The sequence below is a fragment of the Streptomyces rectiverticillatus genome, from assembly GCF_013394065.1.
In the GTDB taxonomy this organism is placed as follows: Bacteria; Actinomycetota; Actinomycetes; order Streptomycetales; family Streptomycetaceae; genus Streptomyces; species Streptomyces rectiverticillatus.
On sequence record NZ_CP040752.1, the window covers coordinates 4,401,173 to 4,417,374 of the forward strand.

A 16,202-nucleotide genomic window follows, 5' to 3' on the forward strand; every position below is an offset into this window, starting at 1 on the left:
CACCTCCGGGAAGAACTGGACCACTGGGCCATCCTTCAGGGGGATTGCCAAGCTGCGCAGAGCCGGACCCCGCCGTTCCCCGGCCCGGAACGGGGACGACGGGTCGTTTTTCTGCCGGTGCGGGGCGTCGCCTCGGTTGATTTCGTGACCGTATTGACTGGGAGAGCCGGACGCATGGCCACGATGGCGGTTCGCTGAACGGAGCGCCCACGACGGCAGGCACCTCACAGCAGGCCGGACCGGACCTCGTGGAGGAACGAGGTCCAGGTCGGCAGCTGCCGCGGTGCGTCACACGGCTTCACCCTTCAAGCCCGGCCAATGGCCAGCAGGTGTGAACTGGCAGCGAGTAGATCCGGGTACGGCTCCGCGGCGCGGGCGGCGGCGAGGGCTGCGCGGAAGAGGGGGGAGTCCAGGGGGATCGGCTTCCCGGTGTGCTGCTCGGTGGCCTTGAGCAGTGACCACGTGGGGCCTTCGATCGCGTAGACACGGATGTCGCGGAGTCCGGCGGCGCGCATCTCCTCGGCCAGTTCCGGTCCGGTGTGGAAATAGGCCGCCGTGAACCCCTTCCGGCCCGGCTCGTGCACACCTGTGGCGAGGATGTCGGTCACGGCCTCCCGAACGCTCTCGCGGTCCAGCCACGTGGTGGCGGTGTGTTCGAAGAGGGACGCGTAACGGTTGATCGCCGCCGCCACGATCAGCCCACCGGGTGCGGTGACCCGCCGTGCCTCGGCCAGCGCCTGGTCGCGGTCGGCGCGGTCGAGCAGGTGGTAGAGCGGGCCGAGGAGGAGCGTGACGTCGTACGCCCCGTCGTCGGCGCTGAGGTGGCGCGCGTCGCCCAGCTCGGCAGTGCATCCGGTCCCGGCGGCCTGCGTCACGTGCCTGGCTACGGGGTCCACGAGGTGGACCCGGTAGCCGTCCGCGGTGAGCCAGCGCGCGTGGGCGCCCGGCCCACCACCCACGTCGAGGATCGCCGCCGGAGCGGGAGGGAGGTGGCGCCGCAGCAGCTCTTGCGTGCGGGCCATCTCCAGCATGCCGTCCGCGGTCGCGGTCAGTCGCTCGGCCTCGTCGAAGGTGTCGGTGTAGAAGTCGATGATCTCCGTGTCAACTTGGGGGCTCGTCATGACGGGGATGCTCTACCGTGACCGGTCAACCTGTCCAGCGAAGCGGGAGCCTCCAGCCATGCCGATGCTGAAGTACGAACAGATCGCCGATTCCCTGCGACGCCGCATCACCGAGGGTGAGTTCGCGCCGGGCGACCTTCTGCCGTCCGGCCGTGACCTCTGCGAGCAGTGGAGTGTGTCCCGCGCGACGGTGAACAAGGCGTTCGATGTTCTGCGCGCTGATGGGGTGATCGTCGCACACCAGGGCTTGGGCTTTCGAGTCACTGATACACCGCTGGCCCGGCCTGCAGGCGGGCGGAGGAGTGGCGCCACACGGGCGGCGAGTGGCCGTCCCTTCCGCCGGTTGGGCCGGCCTGCACAGGCGATTCCGCCCGCTCGCGTCGCTGAGGTCCTCGCTCTTAAACCCGGAGAAACGGCACTACATCGAGACCGGCTGGTACTGCTCGCCGACGGAGCACCGCTGTCGCTCGTGAGCGCATGGTTCCCGGCGGAAGTGGCCATCCAGTGCCCGAAGTTGTCCCAGGCGCAACCTATCGCGGAGGGAACCACGCACTATGTGGCTCGCCAGACCGGACGCTCGCCTGTGCAGGGTACGGACGTCACCACGGTCAGGCTGGCGAGTGCCGAGGAGGCCGAGGTGCTCGATCGGCAGCTACCTCTGGCAGTGGCTGTCGACCTGCACATTGCTCGTGATGCCGATGGTGTTCCTCTGGTGTGCGAGGTGGGGGTGACACCGTCCGACTTGTGGGAGCGGGTCGAGAACTACGGGATGGGAACCGTAAGTTGACGGTCGCTTGACTGGACCGGTTAACCGGTCCAGTGTGGAGATGTGGCGCCAGTCACACCTCCTGAAGGAGCCTGCCATGCCTCCATTTCCCCGTACCGCCCGCACCGGTGGGGCGATCGGTCTCACCCCCTCGGAGCGGTCCCCCGTCTCGATCGGTCAGGCCCTCCGTGAGGCCACCGCAATGGAGACGTGGTTGCCCGCCCCGCCTCGGTTGAGTGAGGTCACCGAGCGGCTCCTCGGCTACATCCGGGAGACCGTCCCGGCCGTGGAGGCGGCTGCGGGCCGCCGCCCTGTGGAGTGTCCGGTCCGGCGGTCCGCGTTCGCCGCGGTGCAGGAAGCCCTTTACCGGTGCGGGGCCGGGCCCGGCAACGGGTATGCGTCCGCGATCACCTTCGCCCGTAGCCTGGGCAAGGCTGCGGGGGACCTCATGCACCAGCAGCGGCGTCTGCAGCGGGACGGTGGGCGGTGAAGCGGTTACCGGTCCGCCTGTGCCGGGCGTGGCGGTCCGTCGTGCAGGCTCTCCGGCCGGGGCCGCATCCGGCGCCGGACGGCGGCGGTGTCCGGGTGGTGGCCGTTCCCCACACCGGCGGGCCGGCCCTGTTCAAGCGTCTGCCGGACTGCATCTGTGAGGCGGCGACGGGAACTACCGGACGGGCCGGGGCCGTTGGGCATTCACGAGGAGGATGATGCATGTCCAAATGGCTGGTCATCGCTGTGGAGACGGTCGCGGGTGAAGGTATGGCGCCGCCTCATGAGCGGACCGTTCTTCTCCGGTCGCTGAGTGGGAACCGGACCCGGGAGCAGGCGCTTGTGGAGTTGCGGAAGGAGGCAAAGAAGTACAAGCCCGCTTCCTTCAAGGGCGCGTCGCTCGTCGTGGGCCAGGACGGCGACGGGTCCTTCTGGGTTCTGCCGAAGAACGGCAAGGGGGACGCCCGGTGCAATATCCGGCTTATCGAGCAGGTGCATCCGTGAGTGAGGTGGGCTGAGGGTGGCCCCGGCCTCGCCGGGGCCACCCCTTCGCCGCTAGTCGAACCAGCGCGCCCGTGCCAGTTCCCCCGTGCGGTCCGGGTCCTCCAGGAGGGCCGCCGCTTCGAAGCGGCGGGACCATGCGCCGGCCGCCCAGGCCAGACCCGCGGCGACGCCTTCCAGGGTGGAGGCGTGCAGGACGCCGTCCGGGGTGAGGCGCCAGTCCAGTTCTACGCCGTCCACGAGGAGTTCCTCGTGTTCCACGTACGAGGACGGGGCGCCGGGCAGCAGGATGCGTACGCCTTCCGGGACCTCGCGGAGTTCGCCCTCGCCTGCCGGGGCGGCCGTGCCCAGGGTGTCGCTCAGGCGGCGTACCTGGAGCAGGTCGGCCAGGTCCGCCGAGCGGGTCGGCGCGACGGGCAGCAGGGCGTGGCCCGTCGCGAGCGGGAGGAGGTCCGGGGCGTCGGCCACCAGCGCGTCCGCCGCGTCCACCACCTGCACCTCGCCGTCGATCACGGCCCGCAGTTCGTCCGGCAGGGTGACCTGGGCCGGGTCGAGGCGGGCGAGGAGGCCGTACAGGGCGTGGAGCTGGGGCGCGGTTACGGGGAGGGCCGGGTCGGCCAGGCGGGAGAGGAGTTCCGCCGCGCCGCCGGGTTCGTCCAGGAGGGCGGCGGCGGAGGTGCGGACGCCCAGGGCGCGCAGCACCTGCTCGTCGGCGAGGCCGGCCGCGTCCGCCGCCTCGTACAGGCCGCGCAGGAGCGGGTCGCCGCCCGCGACGCGCAGTCCGGCGGGGCGGCGGCCGTCCAGGACGGGGTGGCCGCGCAGCCACCAGGCGGTGTACGGGCGGACGGACTCCGTCGTTCCGTCGGGCAGCAGGATGCGCACGGGCGTGGTGAGGGCGTCGCGCAGCGGCGGCTCGGCGAGGAGGGCCAGGGCTTCGGGCCAGGCGTCGTCGTCGACGAGGTCGAGGTCGCGGACGGCCACGATCTCCGTGGCGACGGGCGGCACGGGCGTGTCGGGCAGCCGGTCGAGGACGTCCTCGCACCAGACGTCGACGGCGTCGAGCAGCCCGGCATCGTCCGGTTCGGCGAAGTCGCCGTCGCGCGGTTCGAGTTCGTCGGGGTCGAGGACGACGTCCGTGGCGCGTACGAGCGCGAAGCCGGCCATGACGCCGACGGCGGTGAGCGGCTGCTCGCCCCACCGCTCGGCGAGGGCGGCGTCGCACGCGGCGAGCTCACCCGGCCGGATCACGCGTTCGAACGCGCTTCCGGGCAGGACGAGTTCGCCCGCGGGGGCGAGTTCGCCGTCCTCGTCGGGCAGGGCGAGGGCGCCGAGCCAGGGCTCGTCTCCGGGCGCGAGGTCGGCGTCGCGCACGAGGCCGAGGACGAGCTCGGCGAGGGCGTCCGCGTCGAGCGCGTCCTCGTCCCACACCTCGTCGGCGTCGAGGGAGGCGGCCACCGCGGCCCGCACCTGCGGGGTGGTCAGGACGGCCCGCGGCGAGGACGGGGTGGCGCCGAGCTTCTCCAGGAGCGGGTGCGCGGCGTCGGGGTGGGCGACCTTCAGCCCCAGGCGGGAGAGCCGCTCCGAGTCCGTGCCGTCCGGCGGCGGGAGCAGCACCTGCCGCGGGCCGATGGCCGTACGGCCGTCCGCGAGCGGCACGGGCAGGCCGGTGAGCCGGTCCGGGTCGATGCCGGCGAGGCTGTCGTAGAGCCGCTGCCACCAGGACGGGGCGCGCTCGACGCCGGCGAGCCGGTCGACGACCTCGCCGAGCGGGGCGCGCGCGACGCCGAGGGAGCGCAGCTCGGGGCGGCGCTCCAGGCCGGCGGGCAGCAGGCTCGGGAAGAGCTCGCCGAGGACGGCGACGGTCTCGGCGCCCGCGCCCTCGACGACCTCGGCGTCGACGGGCCGCAGCGCGTACGGCTCGCCACCGGGGCCGCCGGGCCCGCTCCGCGCGAACGGGTCGTCCCACGTGTCGGCGGCCGGCGGGGCGGCCGGGGCGGCGGCCGGCTCCGGCGTGTGCCGGGCCGCGTCCGGGCCCTCGGTCCACGGGATCCCCTCCACGCCGCCGCCCCGCGGCGCGGCCGGCTCCTGGGCGGGGACCCCGGACGCGCTCGGCAGGAACGCGACGCCCGGCAGCCGGTCCAGGATCCGCCGGCGCAGCTCCGCGTCCAGCGCGCCCTGCGCCAGCGGGGAGGGCACGAGGTCGAGCGTCCCCGGGCCGACCGGGTGCCAGTCGCGCAGCAGCTGCGCGTACGCCTCGGCCGCGCGCTCGGTGAGGAAGTCCGTCAGGGCGCCGGGCGCGGCGTGGCGGCGCGTGGGCTCCAGCGGGAACGTGGCGACGAGCAGCGCCGGGACGCCCAGCGGCTCGTCCGTCGGCGTCGGCGCGTGCACGACGGGCGCGGTGCCGGGGCGTACGGGGGCGCCGTCCTCGCCCACCGGCACGGCCCACATGACCGACCAGTGAGGGCGCAGGCGCTCCTCCACGGGCCGGTCGGCGAGCAGCGCGGCGTCCAGGGCCCCGGCCGCCCGCTCGACCCGCCACCGGGCCGTGGTGCCGCGCGCGGAGTCCTCCACGAGGACGTACGGGCCCTCCTGGCGGCGCGTCAGGGTCCGTACGGCCCCGTCCGTCTCGACGACGACCTCGGACAGGCCGGGCAGCGTCAGCAGCAGCGCGTCGTCGACACCGGCCAGCAGACGGGAGGTCAGGTCCTCGGCGGCGCCGTCGCGCAGGGGCAGCACGACCACCGTGTCGTAACCGGCCGGGGCGGTGCCCTCGGCGGGCAGCGGGAGCCTCAGCAGCGGCACGTGGCCCTCGCGGCGGCGGATCTCCTCCTCCAGGGCGGGGGCCTGGACGGCCTCGCGCGCCGCCAGCGCCCTCGCCTCCGCGAGCGACCAGCGGACACCGCCGGAGCGGCCGACCACGGCCGGCTCGTCACTGACGGCCAGCACCGCGGAGAAGCCGACGCCGAACCGGCCGACGCTGCCGTGGCCGCCCGGGGCGGCGGCGCCCTTCTCCTCGTCGCGCTTGGCGGACGCCCGGAGGGTGGCCAGGGACTCGACGCCCGCGGCGTCCAGGGGCGCCCCGGTGTTCGCCGCGGCCAGCACGGCCGGGCGATTGCCGGCGGCCGCGTGCAGGGTCAGCCGCAGGCGGCCGGGGACGCCCGCGCGGGCCGCGGCGTCGGCGGCGTTCTGGGCGAGCTCGACGACGAGGCGGTCGCGGTAGCCGCCGAGGGCGAGGTCCTCCTCGGCGTTGGCGTCCTCCCGGAAGCGGGCCGGCGACGCCGCCCAGGCGTCCAGCACGCCGCGCCGCAGGCGGGCGGTTCCGAACGGATCCGCGCCTTCGGCTGCGCCTCGCACCATTGCCGTGCCGCTCACGTGTCGTCTCCTGCCGCCGGTGGGTGTTCCTACGGCAGAACGTACCGCGCGGGGGTTACGGACCGGCGGCGCCCTCTGCGAGGGCGGGGCCGTATCGCGCCCGGGGGGCGCTCGTCCTCGATCGCCGGACGGGCTGGAATGCGGCTGGGCCGGGCCGGGAGGCTCCGGCCTGTCCCCGGTGACGGTGAGTGCCGTTCGAGGCAGGCCCGGGCGAAAACCAGCCCGTCCGGCGAGTGAGGACGAGCGCCCCCCGGGCGCGAACCCGGGTGCCCTACGAGTGACCGAGCTCCTCGTCGTCCTCGGCGGCCGGCTCCGGCCGCAGCGGCAGGGGGTCGACGAGCGTCTCGTCGATCACCGGCGGCGCCGGCCGCGGCGGCTTCGGCATGACCGCGGCCTCGGAGTGCCCGCCGCAGCCGTACGACAGGGACACGAGGTGCCCGTCCGCCGGGCTGAACTCGTTGGCACAGACGCCGAACGCCTGTCCGAGGGAGCCTCCGATCGGCACGAGGAAGCCGCAGCTGACGCACGACGCCGGGGCGGCCTGAGCCATCGGGGTCTTCGCGCCGTGGGTCTCGTCCCAGCGGTCGGCGGCGGTGTGCAGCCCGTAGCGGGACAGGACGCGGGCGCGCCGCATCCCGAGCTCCTCGGCGACGGCCGCGATCGTGCCCCGCGCCGGGACGGCCGACTGGGCGGCGGGGGAGCCGGGGACGACGTCGGCGTCCTCGGCCTCGGCGAGGCGGTCCATCTCCTCGGAGACGGCGGAATTCGGCGGCGGGACTTCCTCGCCGCTCCAGCCGGGCGCGAGCCGCAGGTCCTCGGCGTCGGTGGGGAGGAGGTCACCCGGGCCCATGTCGCCGGGGCGCAGGCGCTCGCTCCAGGGGACCCACTCGGGGGCGAGGAGGGCGTCGGGCCCGGGCAGCAGGACCGTCTCGTCGAGGGTGACGTTCTTGGCGCGGGAGGCGCGGGCGACGGTGACGGCCCAGCGCCAGCCGCGGTAGGCCGGGTCCAGGCAGAGGAAGGAGTGGGTGACGACGCGGTCCCCGTCGGCGACGGTCTGGACATGCTCGCCGACCGTGCCGGGCAGCGCGGCCTCCTCGGCCGCAGCACGGGCCAGGTCGACCGCCTCGGCGCACAGGCGGTCCGGGGTACGGCTTCGCATCGCAGCACTCACAAGAATCGATTCTCTCTTCCACGCCGTCTCACGAGTGCGCCAGCCGATCGGCCGGGTCGGCGGACGGAGCGGACCTCAGGACCGCGTCGACGTCCGCGCCCGAACGGCCTCGGGCACACCTAGTCACTCCCATTCTGCGGGATCGAGACTCGGAGCGCGGCCAAGAACGACCGCCGGTGGCGCGCTACGCACGCTACCCCGCTCGGAGCCACCGGGGATAGCCGGGCCGCGGCGAGCCTCGCGCCCGCCCGACCGTGAGGGGGGCGCGCCCGGCTCCGTGCAGCCCGCGGCGGCGGCGAAAGTGCCCTGCCCGGTGCGAGTTGGGGCAGTATGGCGTGGTGGGAGCCATCCGGTCGGTCGAGGGCGGTCCGCTGCGCCGCACGGCCCGGGGCGCCGGCCGCGTGCTGCGCGCCCCGTTCACGGCTGCCGCGCGGGGCGTGCGCAGAGCGACACACGCGCACGGCGCGGGCGAGTCGGGTCTGGGCAAGCTGATCGAGCTGCACGCGGTGAATTCCGCGGGCGACATGCTGATCACCGTCGCACTGGCGTCCACGGTGTTCTTCTCGGTCCCCACGGACCAGGCGCGCGGCCGGGTGGCCCTCTACCTGGCGATCACGATGGCGCCGTTCACCCTCCTGGCCCCGGTGATCGGGCCGCTGCTCGACCGGCTCCCGCACGGCCGCCGGGCCGCCATGGCGGGCGCGATGCTGACGCGGGCGCTGCTCGCCCTGACGATGTCGGGGGCGGTGGCGAGCGGGGGCCTGGAGCTGTATCCGGCGGCGCTCGGCGTCCTGGTGGCGTCGAAGGCGTACGGGGTGGTGCGCTCGGCGGTCGTGCCGAGGCTGCTGCCACCACGGATCTCGCTGGTGAAGGCCAATTCCCGGGTGACCCTCGGCGGGCTGCTGGCCACGGGAGTGGCGGCCCCGCTGGGCGCGGGGCTGCACCGGCTGGGGCCGGAATATCCGCTCTACGGGGCCTTCGTCGTGTTCATCCTCGGCACGGTGCTGTCCTTCTCGCTCCCGCACAAGGTCGACTCGGCGAAGGGTGAGGCGCGGGCCCGGCTGGTCTCCGGGGAGCACCTCCCGCACCGGCCCCGGCGGATGCGCATGGCGAAGAGCAGCAAAAGCGACAGGAAGGGATGGATCGGCAGGAACAGCAGGAATAACAGGAACGACAACAATAGAAACAATAGAAACAACAGGAACAACAGGAACGGCAACAGGAGGAGCAGGCCCCCCAAGCCGCCCGGCCTCCGCACCGTCGGCAGCTCCGTCCTGCACGCCCTGCAGGCCAACAGCGCCATGCGCATGCTCTCGGGCTTCCTCACCTTCTTCCTCGCCTTCCTGCTGCGCGTCCACCCCCTCGGCGACCTGAGCCCGGCCTTCTCGCTCGGCGTCGTCGCCGTCGCCGCAGGCGCCGGCAACGCCCTGGGCACGGCCATAGGGGCGCTGCTGCGCTCGCGCGGCCCGGAGAAGACGATCGCGCTGGTGCTGACGGTGTCGCTGGGCACGACCGTCGCCGCGGCCGTGCTCTTCGGGGCCTTCTTCGTGGTGATCGTGGCGGCCGTCGCCGGCATCTCCCAGGCGCTGGGCAAGCAGTCGCTGGACTCCCTCATCCAGCGCGACGTGCCGGAGGAGGTGCGCACCTCGGCGTTCGCCCGTTCCGAGACGCTGCTGCAGATGTGCTGGGTCGCCGGCGGGGCCGTCGGCATCGTGCTGCCGCTGAACGGCACCCTGGGCATGGCGGTCGCCGCCGGGGTCCTCGCGCTGGGCGTCGCGACAGCCGTACGGGGTCTGCTGGCCGCGGCACGGCGTGGCTCACCGCACCCCCGCGTGGCCTGACCTGGGCGGCCCGATAGCCTGCCCGCATGACCGCTGCGATTTTCCGGGGCAAGCGCCGCCGCGCCGCTGCCGCTGTCGGCGCCGTGGCCTTCGGGCTCGTCGCCCTTTCCGCCTGCGAAAAGCCGACGCCGCTGGCGACGGTGACCGTCGGCTCGACCACCGTGACGACCGAGGCCGCCTGCTTCGAGGAGGGCAAGGAGCTCGACCGCGGCGCCCTCGACAAGTGCATGGCCGACAAGTCCATCAAGTCCGTCAAGGTCCAGCCGGGCGACAAGGTCCGCGTGGGCGTCGAGCCCGACATGGCCGAACAGGGCTGGATCGTGGTGGGCAACGGGCAGCAGCAGACCAACCAGCTGAAGCAGACCTACACCTCCCTCGACGGCGAGCAGCTCTTCGTCAACCGGATGGCGCAGCGCCTGGAGAAGTCCGTGGTGCTGTCGGTCATCACCAAGGACGGCGTGTGGAACGTCAAGCTCGAGCTGGACAAGGGCTGACGGACCGGCGGTCCCTGACGGATCGGCCGTCCCTGACGGATCGGCGGTCCCTGACGAATCGGAGCCCCCGCTGATGCGCGTCCTCGTCGTCACCGCCGTGGACGCCGAGCGCGACGCGATCGTGCGCGGCGCCTCGGCGGCCGGTCAAGCAGGCACGAGCGAGCCGGTCGAGTTCGCCGTGCCGGGCTTCGTGCTGCGCCGGCCCGCCCCGGCCCCGGAGCCGCTCGTGATCGACGCGCTGGCCGCCGGCGTGGGCCCGGCCGCCGCGGCGGCCGGAGCGGCCACGGCCCTCACGGCCGCGGCGCTCTCGGGCAGCCCCTACGGCCTGGTGGTCTCCGCGGGCATCGGCGGCGGCTTCACGACCCCCGGGCACAGCGCGGCCGTAGGGTCCGTCGTCGTCTCCGACGCGATCGTGGCGGCGGACCTGGGCGCCCAGACGCCCGCGGGCTTCGTCCCCGTGACGGACCTCGGCTTCGGCACGGTGGAGCACCGTCCGCCCGCGGCGCTGGTGCGCGCCGTGGCCGAGGCGGCCGGGGCCCAGCGCGGCGACGTGCTGACGGTCTCGACGGTGACCGGCACCGCCGAGCGGGCAGCGGCCCTGGTGGCCGCGCGGCCCGCCGCGCTCGCCGAGGCCATGGAGGGCTTCGGCGTGGCCGAGGCGGCGGCCGTGCACGGCGTGCCCGCCCTGGAGATCCGGGCCGTCTCCAACCCCGTCGGTCCGCGCGACCGCGCCGCGTGGCGCATCGGCGACGCCCTGGAGGCCCTCTCCGGTACCTCCGCCGCCCTGCGCGAAGCGCTGCGGGCGGCTCCCCCCGAGACGTGGAGCACCTCCGAGACCCGGAGCACCTCCGAGACGTGGAGCACCTCATGAGCGAGCCCCTGAAGATCGCCTATTCGCCCTGCCCGAACGACACGTTCGTCTTCGACGCCTGGGCGCACGGCCGGGTCCCCGGTGCCCCCGCCCTGGACGTCACGTTCGCCGACATCGACATCACCAACGGGATGGCCGAGCGCGGCGAGTTCGACATCCTGAAGGTCTCCTACGCGGTCCTGCCGTGGGTGCTGGACGAGTACGCGCTGCTGCCGGCGGGCGGCGCCCTGGGCCGCGGCTGCGGGCCGCTCGTGCTCACGCGGGAGGCGGGCAGCCCCGCGTCCCTGGCGGGGCGGACGGTGGCAGTGCCGAGCGAGCGCTCGACGGCGTACCTGCTCTTCCGGCTGTGGGCCGCCGCGGAGGTGCCGGGCGGGGTCGGCGAGGTCGTCGTCCTGCCGTTCCACGAGATCATGCCGGCCGTCCGGGACGGCAAGGTGGACGCGGGCCTGGTCATCCACGAGGCGCGGTTCACGTACGGGAACTACGGCCTGCACTGCCTGGCCGACATGGGCGAGCACTGGGAGAACACCACGGGCCTGCCCATCCCGCTGGGGGCGATCATCGCCAAGCGCTCGCTGGGCGCGGAGCGGCTGCGCGAGCTGGCGGAAGCGGCACGGACGTCCGTGCGCATGGCGTGGGACGATCCGGAGGCCTCGCGGCCGTACGTGCTGGAGCACGCGCAGGAGATGGACCCCAAGGTCGCCGAGCAGCACATCGGGCTCTACGTCAACGAATTCACGGCCGGGCTCGGGGAGAAGGGCTATGCGGCGGTCCGCGGGCTGCTCACCCGGGCCGCGGCCGAGGGGCTCGTACCGCCCCTCGGCCCGGACGCGCTCGCTTTCGTCTGAGCGCGTCTTCGTCAGGCTGCTTCCAGCCGTCAGACGTCGAGCTGGTCGGCGACCGCGCGCAGCATGCCGGCGATCTTGGCGCCGTGGACCTTGTCGGGGTAACGGCCGCGCTCGAGCTGCTGGGTGACGTTCTCCAGGAGGGTGGTGAGGTCCTGGACGATCGACGCCAGCTCGTCGGGCTTGCGGCGCTGGGCGGCCGCGACCGAGGGCGTGGGATCGAGCAGCGTCACCGACAGCGCCTGGTCGCCCCGCTGGCCGGCCACGACACCGAATTCCACCCGCTGTCCGGGCTTGAGGGAATCGACCCCGTCCGGGAGCACCGAGGAGTGCACGAAGACGTCTCCGCCGTCGTCGCGGGAGAGAAAGCCGAAGCCCTTCTCGCTGTTGAACCACTTGACCTTGCCGGTAGGCACGTCTGTCCTCGTCCTCGTATCTCGTCGGAAATGGGGAATTGAAGGGGAGACCGCCGGAAACCATCGGCCATCGACGGCAATCGGCGGAAAAACAGCTCTTGATAGCACTACAGCGGGTCGCAAGACCCGCTACCCCCAAGGCTAATGGTCCCGGGCCCGGTGACAAGATGTCCCCGGCCCCACCCCACGCCCAGGCATCTACCCTGGTCGGGTGAGTAGCGAAACGCCCCGGGCCGGGGATCTGCTGGTACGCATCGGCGCCATCGTCTTCCTCGTCGGCGCGGTGGCCACCCTGGCGACGGTCGCCCCGCTGTTCCTGGGCGCCGCCCCGCTGCCTCCCGCAGCGTACTTCGTCTGCATGCTGATGGGGGTGGGATTCCTCATCGCGGGCGCCGGGGTGCTGCGGTCGATCGCCGAGCAGCGGCGTCAGGCGCGGGCCTCCTCCGCCGCGGGCCCGGCCGCGGCCAGGTAGCCGCGCAGCCACCCGGGGAAGTCCGCGAGCCCGGGCAGGACGACGTCCGCGCCGGCCGCCCGCAGCTCCTGCGCCCCGCAGGGCCCGGTCGTCACGGCCACCGACAGCGCACCGGCCGCCCGCGCGCCGCGGACGTCCCCGACGTGGTCGCCGACGTAGACGTCCGCGCCGTGCTCGCGCAGCGCCCCCGCCTTGGCCTCCGCCCACAGCGAGCCGACGAGTACGTCCGGCTCGATGCCCAGGTGGTCGAGGTGGAGACGGGCGTTGCGGGCGTTCTTGGCGGTGACGACGACGGCCCGGCCGCCCTGCTCGCGCACCGCGGCCACGGCCTCGCGGGCACCCGGCAGAGCGGGCGAGGGCGTGATGCCGTGCTCCGGGTACGCGGCCACGTAGAGGGCGGCGGCCTCGGCGACGCGCTCCTCGGGGAACCAGTGGGCCAGCTCCTGCTCCAGCGGCGGCCCGATCCGGCTGACGACGAGGTCGATGTCGATGGCCGTACCGGTGGCGGCGACCAGCGAGGCGTACGCGGCCCGGATGCCCGGGCGGGAGTCGACCAGGGTGAGGTCCAGATCGAAGCCGACCGTGAAGCGGGGCGTGCGGAGGGCGGGGCTCATGCGCCCATTGTGCAGGGGGCGCCTCTGCGCAGGGGGCGCCTCCCGGCCCCCGGGCCGCCCGCGGCCTTCCCGCCCGGCCCCCTACGTACACTTAGCCTGCCCTAACCGCGTCATTCCGGCCGTCCGGCCGCCCGAACCACCGTGGAAGCGATGTCAGCCGCCGTCCCGATCAGCAGTCCCGGATCCTCCCTGGTCCGGCGCCGCGTCGGCTGGACGGTGGCCGCGGCCGCCGTTCTGCTGGTCGCGGTGCTCCTCAGCCTCGCGGTGGGCGCCCGCCCGGTCGCCCCGGACCGCGTCCTCGACGCCCTGCTGCACGGCGGCGACGGCAGGGACGCCGTCGTCGTCCGCGAGATGCGGCTGCCGCGGACCCTCGTCGGCCTGATGGTCGGCGCCGCCCTGGCCCTCGCCGGCACGGCCCTGCAGGGCATCACCCGCAACCCCATCGCCGACCCCGGCGTCCTCGGCATCAGCCACGGCGCGGCCGTAGGCGTCGTCCTGGCGATCATGCTCGCCGGGGTGGAGAGCCTCACGGGCTACGTGTGGTGGGCGTTCGCGGGCGCGGGCATCGCCTCCGTCGCCGTCTACGCCATCGCCTCGCGCGGGCGCGGCGGCGCCTCGCCGGTCAAGCTCGCCCTGGCCGGCGCCGCGATCAACGCCCTGCTCGTCTCCGTGATCACGGCCGTGCTCACCACCCAGGCCTCCGTCCTGGACAAGTTCCGCTTCTGGCAGGTCGGCTCGCTCTCCGCGAGCGACGCGGAGCTGGCGGGCCGGATCTGGCCGTTCCTGCTGGCCGGGGCGGTCCTGGTGCTGTCGGTGGCCCGCGGTCTGGACGCGCTGGCCCTCGGCGAGGACGTCGCGAAGGGCCTCGGGCAGAACGTGGCGGCCGTCCGGATCACCGGCGGGCTGGGCGCCACCGTCCTGACCGGCGCCGGCGTGGCCGCCGCCGGGCCCATCGCCTTCGTCGGCCTCGCCGTGCCGCACATCGCCCGCGCGCTCGTCGGCGGCGACCACCGCTGGCTGCTGCCCCTGTCCGCCCTCCTCGGCCCGGCCGTCCTGCTGTCCGCCGACACCGCCGGCCGCGTGTTCTTCCCGCCGGGCGAAGTCCCGGCAGGCGTCATGACGGCCCTGATCGGCGTCCCCTTCCTCATCGCCCTCGTCCGCCGGAAGCGGGTGGCCGCCGCATGAGCACCACCGTCCACGGCCGCGGCGCACGCCCGGCCGGCTACGCCCTGGTCCGGGCCGGGCGCGGCTCCTTCCTCGTCCACCGGCGGGCCACCGCCGTCGCGGCCGGGCTGACCGTCCTGCTGGCCGCCGCGTGCCTGGCGTACCTGTGCATCGGCAAGTCGTTCGCGGCACCCGGCGAGGTCCTGAAGGTCCTCCTCGGCGAACCCTCGCGCGAGGAGGTCGTCGTCGGCACGCTGCGGCTGCCGCGGATGACCGTGGGCGTCCTGGTGGGCCTCGCCTTCGGTGTCTCCGGCGCGCTCATCCAGACCGTCGCCCGTAACCCGCTCGCCAGCCCCGACATCATCGGCGTCACCCAGGGCGCGAGCGCCCTGACCGTCGGCGCCATGACGTTCGGCGTCACCTCGTACGCCGCCCTGCCCTACGTGTCCGTCGCCGGCGGCCTCCTCGCCGCCGTCCTCGTCTACGCCTTCGCGTGGCGCGGCGGCCTGCACGCCACCCGCTTCGTCCTCATCGGCATCGGCTTCGCCGTCGCCCTGCGCTCCGTCACCCACCTGTTCATGACCAAGGGCGACTACCTCGTCGCCCAGCGGGCGCAGGTGTGGATGACGGGCTCGCTCAACGGCCCCGGCTGGGACGAGGCCGCGCCCCTGGCCCTCGCGCTGCTCGTGCTCGCGCCCTTCGTGTGCTGGGCCGCCCGGGCGCAGCGCACCGTCTCCATGGACGACGACACCGCGACCGCGCTGGGCGTACGGCTGGACCGGGTGCGCTGCGGGCTCGCCCTTCTCGGCGTCGTCCTCGCATCGATCGCCACGGGCGCGGCCGGGCCCGTCGACTTCGTGGCGCTGCTCGCCCCGCAGCTGGCCCGCCGCATGACGCGCACCGCGCAGATCCCGCTGCTCTCCTCGGCGCTGACGGGCGCGGTCATCGTGGTCGTCGCGGACCTGCTGGGCCGCAAGCTCCTGGAGCCGACGCAACTGCCCGTGGGCGTGCTGACCGCCGCCGTCGGCGCCCCGTACCTGATCTGGCTCATCGTCAAGGGCCACAGCACCCGCCGCACCGGAGGAACAGCGTGACGAAGAGCGTGCCGGACAGCCCGGCGGAGGACGGGATGGGCGGCCTGGTGAACGGCTTGGCGGACGACGCGATGGACGGCCCGGCGGACGGCTTGGCCGAGAGCCCGGCGGGCAGCCCGGCGGGAGGTCCGGCGGGCAGCCGCCTCGCCGCCCGCGACCTGACCCTCGCCTACGAGGACCGCACCGTCGTCGACGGCCTCGACCTGGCCGTCCCCGACGGCGAGGTCACCATCGTCATCGGCCCCAACGCGTGCGGGAAGTCCACACTCCTGCGCGCGCTCGGCCGGCTGCTGAAGCCCGTCCGCGGCACCGTGCTGCTCGACGGCGAGGAGCTCGCCCGGATACCCACCCGGACGATCGCCAAGTCGCTCGGCCTGCTGCCGCAGACGCCCGTCGCACCCGAGGCCATCACCGTCGCGGACCTCGTCGCCCGCGGCCGCCAGCCGCACCAGCGCTGGTGGCAGCAGTGGTCGGAGGCGGACGAGCGGGCCGTCGCGGACGCCATGACCCGTACGGACACGGCCGGCCTCGCCGAGCGGGCCGTGGACGAGCTCTCGGGCGGCCAGCGGCAGCGCGTGTGGATCGCGATGGCGCTCGCCCAGGAAACCGACCTGCTGCTCCTGGACGAGCCGACGACGTACCTCGACATCGCCCACCAGGTCGAGGTCCTCGACCTCGTACGGCGCCTGAACCGCGAGCGCGGCCGCACGGTCGTCGCCGTGCTGCACGACCTCAACCAGGCGGCGCGCTACGCCGACCACCTGGTGGCGATGAAGGCGGGCCGGATCGTCGCACAGGGCCGCCCGGCGGAGATCGTCACGGCGGATCTGGTGCGGGAGGTCTTCGGACTGGAGTCGGTGGTGGTTCCGGACCCCGTGACGGGCAGTCCTCTGGTGGTGCCGGGACGGCCGTGGGAGGCCGTGCCGGCGGCCGGTGCACAGGCCGGCAGCAGCACGGCCGTCTGAGCTCCC

The 16,202-nt window shown here is 74.3% G+C and carries 16 protein-coding genes; 11 read left to right on the forward strand and 5 right to left on the reverse strand.

Annotated features, from left to right (window positions below):
* Window positions 1-305 precede the first annotated feature (305 nt).
* Window positions 306-1,121, reverse strand: a complete 816-nt coding sequence (locus tag FGW37_RS19270; protein ID WP_179082183.1) for a class I SAM-dependent methyltransferase — start codon at window positions 1,119-1,121, stop codon at window positions 306-308.
* A 58-nt stretch (window positions 1,122-1,179) separates the two neighbouring features.
* On the opposite strand from FGW37_RS19270, the gene FGW37_RS19275 reads away from it, so the two are divergent.
* The 3 genes from FGW37_RS19275 (at window position 1,180) to FGW37_RS19285 (ending at window position 2,880) form a co-directional block, all read left to right on the forward strand.
* On the forward strand, window positions 1,180-1,908 hold the full coding sequence (locus tag FGW37_RS19275; RefSeq protein WP_179082184.1) for a GntR family transcriptional regulator: 729 nt from the start codon (window positions 1,180-1,182) through the stop codon (window positions 1,906-1,908).
* 76 nt (window positions 1,909-1,984) lie between these two features.
* Window positions 1,985-2,377: a DUF6415 family natural product biosynthesis protein gene (locus FGW37_RS19280; protein WP_179082185.1), complete on the forward strand. Its 393-nt coding sequence runs from the start codon at window positions 1,985-1,987 to the stop codon at window positions 2,375-2,377.
* Between the two features lie 221 nt (window positions 2,378-2,598).
* The gene (locus tag FGW37_RS19285; protein WP_179082186.1) at window positions 2,599-2,880 is read left to right on the forward strand and encodes a hypothetical protein; all 282 of its coding nucleotides are present in this window, start codon (window positions 2,599-2,601) and stop codon (window positions 2,878-2,880) included.
* Between the two features lie 51 nt (window positions 2,881-2,931).
* Here the strand turns inward: FGW37_RS19285 and FGW37_RS19290 are convergent, their stop codons facing one another.
* Both FGW37_RS19290 and FGW37_RS19295 read right to left on the reverse strand, forming a co-directional pair.
* A complete protein-coding gene (locus tag FGW37_RS19290) occupies window positions 2,932-6,234 on the reverse strand; it encodes a sacsin N-terminal ATP-binding-like domain-containing protein (protein ID WP_179084786.1) in 3,303 nt (1,100 codons plus the stop codon).
* 286 nt (window positions 6,235-6,520) lie between these two features.
* Window positions 6,521-7,408 (reverse strand): DUF3027 domain-containing protein, encoded by an 888-nt coding sequence (locus FGW37_RS19295; RefSeq protein ID WP_179082187.1) that lies wholly within the window; start codon window positions 7,406-7,408, stop codon window positions 6,521-6,523.
* Window positions 7,409-7,758: 350 nt separating this feature from the next.
* On the opposite strand from FGW37_RS19295, the gene FGW37_RS19300 reads away from it, so the two are divergent.
* The 4 genes from FGW37_RS19300 to FGW37_RS19315 all read left to right on the forward strand — a co-directional run bounded on the left by FGW37_RS19300 (window position 7,759) and on the right by FGW37_RS19315 (window position 11,474).
* On the forward strand, window positions 7,759-9,261 hold the full coding sequence (locus tag FGW37_RS19300) for an MFS transporter (protein WP_179082188.1): 1,503 nt from the start codon (window positions 7,759-7,761) through the stop codon (window positions 9,259-9,261).
* Window positions 9,262-9,287: 26 nt separating this feature from the next.
* Window positions 9,288-9,755 carry a DUF2771 domain-containing protein gene (locus FGW37_RS19305; protein WP_179082189.1) on the forward strand — a complete coding sequence of 156 codons (468 nt, stop codon included), beginning with the start codon at window positions 9,288-9,290 and terminating at the stop codon, window positions 9,753-9,755.
* Between the two features lie 73 nt (window positions 9,756-9,828).
* Window positions 9,829-10,626, forward strand: a complete 798-nt coding sequence (locus FGW37_RS19310) for a futalosine hydrolase (RefSeq protein WP_179082190.1) — start codon at window positions 9,829-9,831, stop codon at window positions 10,624-10,626.
* Window positions 10,623-11,474, forward strand: a complete 852-nt coding sequence (locus FGW37_RS19315; RefSeq protein ID WP_179082191.1) for a 1,4-dihydroxy-6-naphtoate synthase — start codon at window positions 10,623-10,625, stop codon at window positions 11,472-11,474. Before FGW37_RS19310 ends, FGW37_RS19315 begins: the two co-directional genes overlap by 4 nt.
* A gap of 29 nt (window positions 11,475-11,503) precedes the next feature.
* On the opposite strand, the gene FGW37_RS33880 is transcribed toward FGW37_RS19315, so the two are convergent.
* Entirely contained in the window at window positions 11,504-11,887 is a 384-nt protein-coding gene (locus FGW37_RS33880) for a cold-shock protein (RefSeq protein WP_179082192.1), read from the reverse strand.
* 211 nt (window positions 11,888-12,098) lie between these two features.
* Here FGW37_RS33880 and FGW37_RS19325 point away from each other — a divergent pair, with 211 nt between their 5' ends.
* The gene (locus tag FGW37_RS19325) at window positions 12,099-12,359 is read left to right on the forward strand and encodes a hypothetical protein (protein ID WP_058045798.1); all 261 of its coding nucleotides are present in this window, start codon (window positions 12,099-12,101) and stop codon (window positions 12,357-12,359) included.
* Here the strand turns inward: FGW37_RS19325 and FGW37_RS19330 are convergent.
* On the reverse strand, window positions 12,314-12,973 hold the full coding sequence (locus tag FGW37_RS19330) for an HAD family hydrolase (protein WP_179082193.1): 660 nt from the start codon (window positions 12,971-12,973) through the stop codon (window positions 12,314-12,316). The genes FGW37_RS19325 and FGW37_RS19330 overlap by 46 nt on opposite strands.
* Window positions 12,974-13,123: 150 nt before the next feature.
* Here FGW37_RS19330 and FGW37_RS19335 point away from each other — a divergent pair, with 150 nt between their 5' ends.
* The 3 genes from FGW37_RS19335 to FGW37_RS19345 all read left to right on the forward strand — a co-directional run bounded on the left by FGW37_RS19335 (window position 13,124) and on the right by FGW37_RS19345 (window position 16,196).
* Window positions 13,124-14,158 carry a FecCD family ABC transporter permease gene (locus FGW37_RS19335; RefSeq protein ID WP_179082194.1) on the forward strand — a complete coding sequence of 345 codons (1,035 nt, stop codon included), beginning with the start codon at window positions 13,124-13,126 and terminating at the stop codon, window positions 14,156-14,158.
* Complete coding sequence (locus FGW37_RS19340; protein WP_179082195.1) at window positions 14,155-15,231, forward strand: FecCD family ABC transporter permease; 1,077 nt, start codon at window positions 14,155-14,157, stop codon at window positions 15,229-15,231. Before FGW37_RS19335 ends, FGW37_RS19340 begins: the two co-directional genes overlap by 4 nt.
* A gap of 71 nt (window positions 15,232-15,302) precedes the next feature.
* Window positions 15,303-16,196 (forward strand): ABC transporter ATP-binding protein, encoded by an 894-nt coding sequence (locus FGW37_RS19345; RefSeq protein ID WP_179084787.1) that lies wholly within the window; start codon window positions 15,303-15,305, stop codon window positions 16,194-16,196.
* Window positions 16,197-16,202 lie beyond the last annotated feature (6 nt).

What these genes read in the sequence shown, in the direction of transcription:
- FGW37_RS19270 (WP_179082183.1), bottom strand. Translation starts at nt 1,121, where the DNA reads ATGACGAGCCCCCAAGTTGACACGGAGATCATCGACTTCTACACCGAC.
- FGW37_RS19275 (WP_179082184.1), top strand. Translation starts at nt 1,180, where the DNA reads ATGCCGATGCTGAAGTACGAACAGATCGCCGATTCCCTGCGACGCCGC.
- FGW37_RS19280 (WP_179082185.1), top strand. Translation starts at nt 1,985, where the DNA reads ATGCCTCCATTTCCCCGTACCGCCCGCACCGGTGGGGCGATCGGTCTC.
- FGW37_RS19285 (WP_179082186.1), top strand. Translation starts at nt 2,599, where the DNA reads ATGTCCAAATGGCTGGTCATCGCTGTGGAGACGGTCGCGGGTGAAGGT.
- FGW37_RS19290 (WP_179084786.1), bottom strand. Translation starts at nt 6,234, where the DNA reads ATGGTGCGAGGCGCAGCCGAAGGCGCGGATCCGTTCGGAACCGCCCGC.
- FGW37_RS19295 (WP_179082187.1), bottom strand. Translation starts at nt 7,408, where the DNA reads ATGCGAAGCCGTACCCCGGACCGCCTGTGCGCCGAGGCGGTCGACCTG.
- FGW37_RS19305 (WP_179082189.1), top strand. Translation starts at nt 9,288, where the DNA reads ATGACCGCTGCGATTTTCCGGGGCAAGCGCCGCCGCGCCGCTGCCGCT.
- FGW37_RS19310 (WP_179082190.1), top strand. Translation starts at nt 9,829, where the DNA reads ATGCGCGTCCTCGTCGTCACCGCCGTGGACGCCGAGCGCGACGCGATC.
- FGW37_RS19315 (WP_179082191.1), top strand. Translation starts at nt 10,623, where the DNA reads ATGAGCGAGCCCCTGAAGATCGCCTATTCGCCCTGCCCGAACGACACG.
- FGW37_RS19330 (WP_179082193.1), bottom strand. Translation starts at nt 12,973, where the DNA reads ATGAGCCCCGCCCTCCGCACGCCCCGCTTCACGGTCGGCTTCGATCTG.
- FGW37_RS19335 (WP_179082194.1), top strand. Translation starts at nt 13,124, where the DNA reads ATGTCAGCCGCCGTCCCGATCAGCAGTCCCGGATCCTCCCTGGTCCGG.
- FGW37_RS19340 (WP_179082195.1), top strand. Translation starts at nt 14,155, where the DNA reads ATGAGCACCACCGTCCACGGCCGCGGCGCACGCCCGGCCGGCTACGCC.
- FGW37_RS19345 (WP_179084787.1), top strand. Translation starts at nt 15,303, where the DNA reads ATGGACGGCCCGGCGGACGGCTTGGCCGAGAGCCCGGCGGGCAGCCCG.